This window comes from Pseudomonas sp. HMSC076A11 (assembly GCF_001810205.1).
Classification (GTDB): domain Bacteria; phylum Pseudomonadota; class Gammaproteobacteria; order Pseudomonadales; family Pseudomonadaceae; genus Pseudomonas; species Pseudomonas aeruginosa.
Genome location: NZ_KV800312.1, coordinates 118325 through 127819 on the forward strand (window position 1 = coordinate 118325; position 9495 = coordinate 127819).

At 67.5% G+C, this 9495-nt stretch carries 7 protein-coding genes; 3 read left to right on the top strand and 4 right to left on the bottom strand.

Annotated elements, in window-relative coordinates; translation table 11 throughout:
* Positions 1–120 precede the first annotated feature (120 nt).
* A complete protein-coding gene (locus tag HMPREF2716_RS18305) occupies positions 121–753 on the bottom strand; it encodes a TetR/AcrR family transcriptional regulator (protein WP_010793978.1) in 633 nt (210 codons plus the stop codon).
* Positions 754–845: 92 nt separating this feature from the next.
* Here HMPREF2716_RS18305 and HMPREF2716_RS18310 point away from each other — a divergent pair, with 92 nt between their 5' ends.
* Together HMPREF2716_RS18310 and HMPREF2716_RS18315 are read left to right on the top strand one after the other, a co-directional pair.
* Positions 846–1511, top strand: a complete 666-nt coding sequence (locus HMPREF2716_RS18310) for an O-methyltransferase (RefSeq protein ID WP_023084458.1) — start codon at positions 846–848, stop codon at positions 1509–1511.
* A gap of 77 nt (positions 1512–1588) precedes the next feature.
* Positions 1589–1996, top strand: a complete 408-nt coding sequence (locus tag HMPREF2716_RS18315; protein ID WP_003118664.1) for an ester cyclase — start codon at positions 1589–1591, stop codon at positions 1994–1996.
* A gap of 27 nt (positions 1997–2023) precedes the next feature.
* Here the strand turns inward: HMPREF2716_RS18315 and HMPREF2716_RS18320 are convergent, their stop codons facing one another.
* On the bottom strand, positions 2024–5311 hold the full coding sequence (locus HMPREF2716_RS18320; protein WP_023518520.1) for an acetyl-CoA carboxylase family protein: 3288 nt from the start codon (positions 5309–5311) through the stop codon (positions 2024–2026).
* Positions 5312–5515: 204 nt separating this feature from the next.
* On the opposite strand from HMPREF2716_RS18320, the gene HMPREF2716_RS18325 reads away from it, so the two are divergent.
* A complete protein-coding gene (locus HMPREF2716_RS18325) occupies positions 5516–6436 on the top strand; it encodes a LysR family transcriptional regulator (RefSeq protein ID WP_003082907.1) in 921 nt (306 codons plus the stop codon).
* Between the two features lie 15 nt (positions 6437–6451).
* Here the strand turns inward: HMPREF2716_RS18325 and HMPREF2716_RS18330 are convergent, their stop codons facing one another.
* Together HMPREF2716_RS18330 and HMPREF2716_RS18335 are read right to left on the bottom strand one after the other, a co-directional pair.
* Entirely contained in the window at positions 6452–6793 is a 342-nt protein-coding gene (locus HMPREF2716_RS18330; protein ID WP_003082903.1) for a hypothetical protein, read from the bottom strand.
* Between the two features lie 379 nt (positions 6794–7172).
* Positions 7173–9410 (bottom strand): lipase family protein, encoded by a 2238-nt coding sequence (locus HMPREF2716_RS18335; protein ID WP_034002588.1) that lies wholly within the window; start codon positions 9408–9410, stop codon positions 7173–7175.
* Positions 9411–9495 lie beyond the last annotated feature (85 nt).

Consider the following 9495-nt stretch of genomic DNA (forward strand, 5'->3'; position numbering starts at 1 on the left):
ACCGGCAGACGCCGGTCGCTTCCGCCGATAAACGCCTGCTCCGCCAAGCCTACGAACGCGCCAGCGGCGTACCTGGGGCCGCTGGGCCAAGCGACGGTTTTGCTCCGGCCACACGGCATCTCAGCGCTCGCCAAGGGCGGCGAGATAGGCGCAGAGCATATCGGCCAGGGCCTCGGCGTAACGCTCGATCTCCGCCTCGCTGCGCGGCTGTTCGGAGAACTGCTTGCCGACCGCGCCGAGGGTGGTGGTGAGCAAGTCGCCGGCCAGGCTGCGCTCGGCCTCGGCGACCTCCGGCAAGGCCTCCCGGAGAAATGCCTGGAACACCCGCGCGCCCTCCGCCTTCACCTCCCGCGCCTCGTCGGCGTCGCGATACAGCGGCGCCGCGTCGCTCAGCGCCACGCGTATCGCCGCCTCTTCGCACTCCGAGCGCACGAATGCCAGCACCAGCCGGCGCAAGCGCGCCAGCGGCGGCCGGGTGGTGTCCTCGAGGATCTCGCCGAGCAGACGCGTGGTGCGCCGCCACTCGTCGCTTTGCAGGCGGAAGAGGATCGCCGCCTTGTTCGGGAAATACTGGTACAGCGAACCGATGCTCACCCCGGCGCGCTCCGCCACCCGCGCGGTGGTGAAACGTTGCGCGCCTTCGCTGGCCAGAACCTGAACAGCCGCCTCCAGGATGCTCGCCACCAACTCGCTGGAACGGGCCTGCTGCGGCTGCTTGCGCGAGGAAATACGCGGGTTTCGCTTGTCGCTCATGGAAGGCTCCGGAATGCGAATGGCGGAATGCGATGAATCCGTCGCATTCTAGGTCCACGCACTTACGCGCTCAAACATTCCCGGAGCCATCCATGAATACCCTCACCAACGCCCCGCTCGCCGATCTCCTGCAACGCCTGTTCGCCGAAGCCGAAGCCAGCGCACCGGGCGACAGTCCCGCCCTCGCCGACCTCTCGGAGGCCGAACTGAAGCGCCTCATGGGCAGCAAGACCGAATACCGCGAGTTCTACGGCCGCCTGAAGGACCTGGCGCTGCCCGTCTCCCGCGAAACCGGCTGCCTGCTCTACATGCTGGCGCGCAGCAGCTCGGCGCGCAGCATCGTCGAGTTCGGCACGTCCTTCGGCCTGTCCACCCTGCACCTCGCCGCAGCGCTGCGGGACAACGGCGGTGGCCGCCTGATCGGCAGCGAGTTCGAACCCTCCAAGGCCGAGCGGGCACGGCGCAACCTGGCCGCCGGGGGGCTGCTCGACCTGGTGGAACTGCGCGAGGGTGATGCCCTGCAAACCCTCGCCAAGGACCTGCCGGACAGCATCGACCTGGTCCTGCTGGACGGCGCCAAGGCGCTCTATCCGGAGGTCCTCGCCCTGCTGGAAAGCCGCCTGCGCCCCGGCGCGCTGGTGATCGCCGACAACGCCGAGCATAGTCCCGAGTACCTGGCCCATGTCCGCTCGCCGGCCAACGGCTACCTGACGACGCCCTTCGCCGAGGATGTCGAGCTGTCCATGCGCCTGGGCTGAAGCCTAGCGACTGACGGCGTCTCGCGGGTTTGCTAGGGTCTGGCTCATGCCGCCCGGACAGCTCGAAGGAGACCCGCATGACCCGTGACCGACTCGCCGAGCGCTACCGCGCCTACATCGACTGCCTGAACCGCCAGGACTGGGCGCGCCTGGGCGACTTCGTCCATGACCGGGTGCGCTACAACGACGTGCAGATCGGACTCGACGGCTACCTGCGGATGCTCGAAGGCGACTTCCTGGCAATCCCCGACCTGCGCTTCGAGATCGAACGCCTGCTCGTCGATCCGCCGGGCGTCGCCTGCCGCCTGCACTTCGACTGCACACCCAGCGGCCGGCTGTTCGGCATCCCGGTCAACGGCCAGCGGGTACGCTTCGCCGAGAACGTCTTCTACGAATTCGAAGACGAGCGCATCGCCGGCGTCTGGTCGGTGATCGACAAGGCGGCGGTCGCCGCGCAGGTTCAGGCGACGCCGCCGTCGTCCTGAGGCGCCAGGGCACTGCGGGCCGACCATCTACCAGGTATCCACGAACGGCCGCTTGCGCCCCGCCCTCGGCACCGGTTCTCCGGCGACGGCCAGGCCGCGCAGGAGCCAGGCGCGGGTCTCCGCCGGGTCGATCACCGCGTCGATCTCCAGGTAGCTGGCCATGTTCAGCGCCTTGCCGTTGCGGTAGGCCTTGTCCACCATGCCGCGGAACAGCGCCTCGCGCCGCTGGGGATCTTCCTCGGCCGCCAGCTCCTTGGCGAAGCCCAGCCGCACCGCGCCTTCCAGGCCCATGGCGCCGAACTCGCCGCTGGGCCAGGCGACGGTGAACAGCGGCGAATGGAAGCTGCCCGCCGCCATGGCCTGGGCTCCCAGTCCGTAGCCCTTGCGCAGGACCACGGTGAAGAACGGCACCGTCAGGCTGGCGGCGCTGACGAACATCCGCGAGACGTGGCGCACCGTGGCCTGTTTTTCCGCCTCCGGGCCGACCATGAAGCCAGGGGTGTCGCAGAGCGAGACGATCGGGATGTCGAAGGCGTCGCACAACTGCATGAAGCGCGCGGCCTTGTCGCCAGCCGCGGCATCGATGGCGCCGCCGAGATGGCCAGGGTTGTTGGCGATCAGGCCGAACGCCCGGCCCTCGATGCGCAGCAGCGCGGTGACCAGGCCGGGAGCGAACTGGCGCCGCAGTTCCAGCACGCTGCCCCGGTCGGCCAGGACCTCGATCGCCTGGCGGATGTCGTAGGCACGCAGGCGGTTCTCCGGCACCAGGTGGCGCAACTCGCGCTGGTCGGCGCAACTCCAGTCGGGCAGCGGGTCCTGGAAATAGCCGAGATAGCGCCTGGCCACCGCGACCGCTTCGGCCTCGTCCTCCACCAGTACGTCGATCACTCCGTTGGGCCCCTGCACGCCCGTCGGACCGACCTCCTCGGCGGCGAAACGGCCCAGGCCGCCGCCCTCGATCATCGCCGGGCCGGCCATGCCGATGGTGGCGTCGCGGGTGGCGATGATCACATCGCAGCAGCCCAGCAACGCGGCATTGCCGGCGAAGCAGCGACCGGAGACCACTCCCACCAGCGGCACCAGCCCGGAGAGCCGGGCCATGCCGACGAAGGTATGGCAATCGAGGCCGGCGACGCCGACGAAATCGGTATCGCCCGGGCGCCCGCCGCCGCCCTCGGCGAACAGCACCAGCGGCAAGCGCCACTGTTCGGCCAGGCCGAGCAGGCGGTCGGTCTTCTTGTGGTTCATCACCCCCTGGGTGCCGGCGAACACCGTGTAGTCGTAGGCCAGTACCAGGCAACGCGCGGCCTGCACGCCGAAGCTGGCCGCCCCCACCGTACCGGTGCCGGCGACCAGGCCATCGGCGGGGCTCAGCTCCAGCAACTCCTCGGCGGAGCGCCGGCGACGCTGGGCGGCCAGGGCGAAACCGCCATATTCGCTGAAGCTGCCCTCGTCCAGCAGGTCGAGCACGTTCTCCCGCGCGGTACGCTGTCCGGTCTTGCGCCGCCTGGCCAGCGCCTGCGGACGACGCTCGTCGCCCAGCGCTGCCTGGCGCTCGAGTACCTCGGCGAGATCGGCGCGGATATGCGCCAGGTCCAGCGCCTGTTCGGTCGGTGCCTGCTCGTCGTCATCCTCCGTCGGTTCGAGGAACAGCAGCGTCGCGCCCTCCTCCAGAGGCTCCCCGAGGCTCGCCGCGAGTCGCCGGACGATACCGCCGCCGGGTGCCTTGACCTCGAATTCCATCTTCATCGCTTCCAGGATCGCGACCCGCTGGCCGGCACGCACCCGTTCGCCCTCGGCCACTTCCAGGGCCACCAGCACCCCGCTGCTCGGCGCAGACAGCGGCAGGCTGCCGAGTGGCGCCTCGACCCGCGCAGGCGCGGCGTCCTCGGCGAGCGGGCACTCGGCGCGGAGCCGCGGATGGCTCGCCGGGATAGGCGCCAGCAGTGTCTCCAGGTGGCTTTCGACGAAGCGGGTGTCGACCCGGTTGGCCTGTACCGCCGGATGCAGCAGAAGGTTGCGCAGCAGATCCAGGTTGCTCGCCACGCCCTCCAGGCGGAATTCGCAGAGCGCCCGGTAGGCCCGACGCAACGCGGCGGGATAATCCGCACCACGCACGACCAGCTTGGCCAGCAGCGAATCGTAGCTAGGGCTGACCCGATAGCCGGCATAGCCGTAGCCGTCCACCCGCAGGCCGGGACCGCTGGGCGGTTCGTAGGCGCCGATAGTGCCCACCGCCGGACGGGCGCTGCCGTCGGCCGCCAGGGTCTCCAGGTTGATCCGCAGTTGCACCGCGCAGCCGCCGATCGCCGGCGGTCGCTCCAGGCCGAGGGCGGCAAGCTCCATGCCGGCGGCGAGACGCAACTGGGCGTGCAGCAGGTCGACCCCGGTGACTTCCTCGGTGACGGTGTGCTCCACCTGGATGCGCGGATTGGCTTCCATGAAATAGAAGCGCCCGGGGCGCTCGTCGTCGACCAGGAACTCGAAGGTACCGATCCCCCGATAGCGCACCGCGCCGGCCATGCGCAGGGCGCAATCGATCAGCGCCTCACGAGTGGCCTCCGGCAGGTCCGGGCTGGGGGCGATCTCCAGCAGCTTCTGCTGGCGCCGTTGCAGGCTGCAATCGCGCTCCCAGAGGTGGCTGACCGCACCGCTGCCGTCGCCGAGCACCTGCACCTCGATGTGCCGCGCCCGCGCTACCCGTTGCTCGACGTATAACTCGTCCCGGCCGAACGCCGCCTGCGCCTCGGCACGGCAGCGGCGGTAGGCATCGGCCAGTTGCGCAACCTCCTCCACCGCGCGCATGCCACGTCCGCCGCCGCCGGCAAGGGCCTTGAGCATCACCGCGGCGCCATCGCCCAGCCCTTCCAGGAACGCCTCGGCCTCTTCGACGCTGACCGCACGGTTGATCCCGGCCACCAGCGGCACCTCCAGGCGCTCGGCCAGGGCGCGCGCGGCAGCCTTGTCGCCGAACAGGTCGAGCACTTCCGCTTGCGGCCCGACGAAGTGGATGCCCGCGCGCTGGCAGCGACGGGCGAATTCGCCGTTCTCGGCGAGGAAACCGTAGCCCGGATGGATCGCCTCGCAGCCCTGCTCCAGGGCCAGCGCGACCAGCCGATCCATGTCGAGATAGGCCGCCACGCCACGGCCGGCCAGCGGCAGCGCGACATCGGCCTTGCGCACGTGCAGGGACGCGGCATCGTCTTCCGCGAACACCGCCACCGAGCGGATACCCAGGTCGGCGCAGGCGCGGGCGATGCGAATGGCGATCTCGCCGCGGTTGGCGATCAGCAAGGCGTTGAAGGGAGCGGTCACGGCAGGTTCTCCGGGGAGCGGGTCAGGCGGCCGGCGAAAGGAGCTAGCCCGGCGGCGCGTTGGTCATCGTCGCAGGCATCTTAGGCAGCCGAAGGAAGCGGCAGAACTGAGGCTTATTCATCGACATCCATGAAGCCTATGCATGGTTCTATCGGCGAGCATGCCTGCTAGGCTGGCGCCTTCCCCAGACAGGCGCGCGCAAACATGAATCAGCCACATGAATGGTCGCCCCTCAGCCGTTTCGATCTGAACCTGTTCCGGGTCTTCGAAGTGGTCTATCGAGAACGCAACCTGACCCGCGCGGCGGGCCTCCTGCATCTCAGCCAGTCGGCCGTCAGCCACGCCCTGGCGCGCCTGCGCGACCAGCTCGGCGACCCGCTGTTCGTCCGCCAGGGGCGCGGGGTTGCGCCGACGCCGCTGGCCGAGCGACTGGCGCCGGGCATCCATGACGCCCTCGCCGGCCTGCACCGCAGCATGAATCGCTGCCAGACGTTCGACCCTCGGCGCGACGCGCGGACCTTCCAACTGAACATGCCGGAGCAACTGGAGCCGCTGGTGCTCCCGGCGATCCTCGCCCACCTGCGCCAGGCCGCGCCGCGCATCGAGATACGCTGCAACAGCCTGCACTGGGCGGATCTGAAGGCGGAACTGGGCGCCGGACGCATCGACCTCGCCATCGAGATCGCCCGGCCCACCGACGCCGCCCTGCGCCGCCAGCACCTGCTCGACGACAGCCTGTGCGTGATGGCCGGGCCGGGCTTCGCCGGCGACCTGAGTGCGGAGGAGTACCTGGCGGCGGACCATGTCGCGGTGACCTCGCGGCGACGCGGCATCTGCATCGAAGACCTGGCCCTCGGCCACCTCGGCCTGACCCGCCAGGTGCGCCAGCGCTGCCAGCACTACCTGTCGGCGGCGTTGCTGGTGGCTCAGGGCGGCTACCTGCTGACCCTGACCCGAGGCTACGCCGAACTGATCAACCGCGGCCTGGGCAACCGCCTGCTGCCGATGCCGCTGGCCCTGCCAGCGGTGACTCTGAATCTCTACTGGTCGCGCCAGGCCGACGACGAAGCCGGCAGCCTCTGGCTGCGCGGCGAACTGGCGGAGCTGGCGACGCGCCTGCGCTGAGCGCGGGCGCTGCGACTAGGGCTTCGCCGCCTTGGCGCGGGCCTTCTGCAGCCACTGCCCGGCCTTCGCCGAACACTCCGTGACATAGGTCGTATCGATCGCGCAGCGCTCCCCGGTGGCCTTGAGCAGGTAGGCGGCATCGGCTACCTCGTAGTCGGTGTGCCGGCGCGGCGTACCGTTCGCCTGGGATTCGCGTTCGTCCTCGCGGATGTCGCAGTACAGCGCATTGCTGCGGGCGAACAGTTCGAGGCACTCGGCATCCTTGCCCAGCAACGGGTTGGCGCTGTCCTCGGCGGACTTGGAGCAGCCGCCGAGCAGCAGGCAGGCGCAGGCGATCGTGGCAAGCGGGCTACGCATGTGTCCGTTTCCTTGGCCATGGAGAGAGCGCCATTAAAACAGCCCCGGCGCCTCGGCGCACCCGCCATCGCCTCAGAGCCGCTCCCACGCGGCAAGCCGTGCCCAGCCAGCCATTTCTCCCAACGGCAGATGGCGGCCGAGCGGCTAGCCTGTCCGATGGTCCTCGGCCTGGAGATGACCCACAAGCCACGCCTGCTGCGCATCTTCACCGCGCTTCAAACCGATGCCCTGAAAGACGGGCGTCGCCAGCACGTGTCGGTATTGCGCGAACGTCGCTACAACGCGCGCCTGCCCATGTGGCTTGGAACAGGTCCCAGGCAAAAAGCCGAGGGGAGGCGGATATGGATAGAGCCCTCGATAGGGTTTGTTTGACTCCGCTCTATCCAAGCGTATCGATATCCAGATCGAACACCGCTCCAGGGGCATGGCCGCCTACCAGGGTAGCGATCGCGCGCTCATTGCTGTCGGCATCCGGCGGGGCCATCGCGAGTTGTTCATGCGAGCGATTGAACGAGTGCGCCAGCCAGCGCTCCAGGCTCACCGCCAGCGCCTCGGGCCGCTCGGCAACCCGGCCGTAGACCTTGGCCTCGCTGACACGTTCGACACTCAAAGCTTTCAGTCGCACAGCGGTCTGTTGCAACCTGCCGATTTCAGCGCGCAATGGCCCCATTATCTGTTGTTCCCTGGCAGAACCGTAGGCCGCCGCCTCCTTTTCCCGCAACTGCGCCTTGAAGTCCTGCAGCGCTTCCCCGACCCGCTCATACTCGGTCGGGGTCACCACGGTGCGGCCTTCCTCCAAGGCCTCTTGTGCACGGCGCAAGGAAGCCCAGCAATGCGGGATGTAGCTGGCGACCATCTTGTGATCGGCATTATCCAGCATCTGCCGCAGCAGCCCGCCTCGCTCCGGCAAGCCATTCCTTGCAGCCAGTGCCTTGGCGCAAACCGCCGCGCCGCCGCGCTCGGTAATGCTTTCGCAGCCGGGCGTCCACAGGATCGCGGACTTGTGGCCATCGGCAAACGACACGGGCATGAAATGACGCAGTTTGCCGTGGTGCGTGTAAGGCTCGCCGACGATGTTGACGGGACTCAGGAGCACCACCGCCCCTCCGATGGCTGGGTTGAAGAGCATCAGCAGGACGCCCGCCCCCGACATGCGCCAGGACGTTTTCATCCAAGCCGCCGGGACACTGGGCACCGGATCGTTCTGGTTGACCATGCGGTGATGTACCAGAGGCCTGGCGTTTTCCACGAAGGTCTTGTCGCCTACGCGCGGGCTGCCGTAGGTGTAGAGCACGATTTGATATTTCTCCGGTCTTTGCCGCAACATCTCGGCGATCAGCAGCGCAACTGCGCCACCAAGGCTGTGACCAGTGATCAACAGCTTCTGCCCGCTGTAGAACTTATCCAGGTAGGTTGTAAAAAAATTGAAGGCCACCTTGGCCGACTCGTAAAAGCCGTTGTGTACCTTGCCGCTGGTTTCCTCGAACGGCGTCTGCGCAGCATCCACATCGCGCAGAACGTCAGCCATACTCGCGGTGCCGCGTACCACCAGCAGGATCAGCTCATCATTGTGGGTGATATAGGCTTGCGTATCGGTACCACCCCTTGTATCCGAGTCATCCAAGTAGTGGAGCCTGGCCGGATGTTCCTGATCCACCCCAAGCTCGGGGCTGTTCACTTCGGGGTAAAGTTCGGGGTCGAACGGTACGACCTCCAGGCGCCTGGAGTAGGCCACATCTTCATACAGGGGGTAATAAGCCTTCCCGCCGGCCTGAGTTGCGTCCACTTGCCACAGCTCATCGGACCTGGCCAGGGCATCGCCGAACCAGTTGCCGACGCTGGGTTGCGCCGGAAAGCTCACGCTGTCGGTTTCCACCGGTTGCGTATCGGGTTCCTGGCCAAACGAGCTATAGCTCAGGGTCGACATCAGCGCCAACTGGTACAGGTTGAGGTAGCAGAACGCTTCGCCCGTGGACAGGAGCGGACTCAGCGCCCGCAAGGGGCGCACCTCCAGCACATGGTGCCGGTTCGGCAACAGCGCGATACCGCGAACCCGGGGAGGCCTGGGAGCAAATCCCAACTCCGCCATGGCGGCCGAGGGACGGCGCATCAGCGCATGCACCTGGTGCCGAGGCGGAAAGAACCGGGGCGCCAGGGGCGGAAGATGGGCCCGGTGCTCCACCAGTTCGCTCACTTCGACCTGGCAGAAAGAATCGGCCTGGCCTTGGGCGGGGTTGGACCGGGTGCGGTCGCCGTCAGGGTTGACAAAGCGGGTCTTCTCGGCACGCACTTGCAGTTCAGTGATGGGGAGCGGGTAATGTGGTCTATTCCTCAAGTCCTTATAAAGCTCATCTCCTCCTTGGTAACTCCTATCAAGCTTGAGCAGCACCGGCCCGCAATAGTGCCGATTGATCTTCCCAGTCCCTGTTTCGTCCAGAATGCCAAGGTAGACAACCTCCTCAGAATCGCTGACTTCATAGGCCAGACCGGCATAGGGCCTGCCATCCCCCCGCTCATCCACCAGTTGAAAACTGGTCGAGTGGGTACGTCGCGGGCAGGCATGGATACGTTCGCTGAAGAACGGCTTTTCCCACTCCTCCATCGGCCCAGGGATCATGGGGTCACCGCCTTGTTTTCCGTACAGCCGGGGTAGATGGTGCAGTTGCGCCCATCCGGCATTCTGAAGGTGCTGAAATCCTTGT

Bases quoted from the DNA above. Each gene is read 5' to 3' on its own strand.
- HMPREF2716_RS18325 (WP_003082907.1), top strand. From the start codon at position 5,516: ATGAATCAGCCACATGAATGGTCGCCCCTCAGCCGTTTCGATCTGAAC.
- HMPREF2716_RS18305 (WP_010793978.1), bottom strand. From the start codon at position 753: ATGAGCGACAAGCGAAACCCGCGTATTTCCTCGCGCAAGCAGCCGCAG.
- HMPREF2716_RS18335 (WP_034002588.1), bottom strand. From the start codon at position 9,410: ATGATCCCTGGGCCGATGGAGGAGTGGGAAAAGCCGTTCTTCAGCGAA.
- HMPREF2716_RS18310 (WP_023084458.1), top strand. From the start codon at position 846: ATGAATACCCTCACCAACGCCCCGCTCGCCGATCTCCTGCAACGCCTG.
- HMPREF2716_RS18330 (WP_003082903.1), bottom strand. From the start codon at position 6,793: ATGCGTAGCCCGCTTGCCACGATCGCCTGCGCCTGCCTGCTGCTCGGC.
- HMPREF2716_RS18315 (WP_003118664.1), top strand. From the start codon at position 1,589: ATGACCCGTGACCGACTCGCCGAGCGCTACCGCGCCTACATCGACTGC.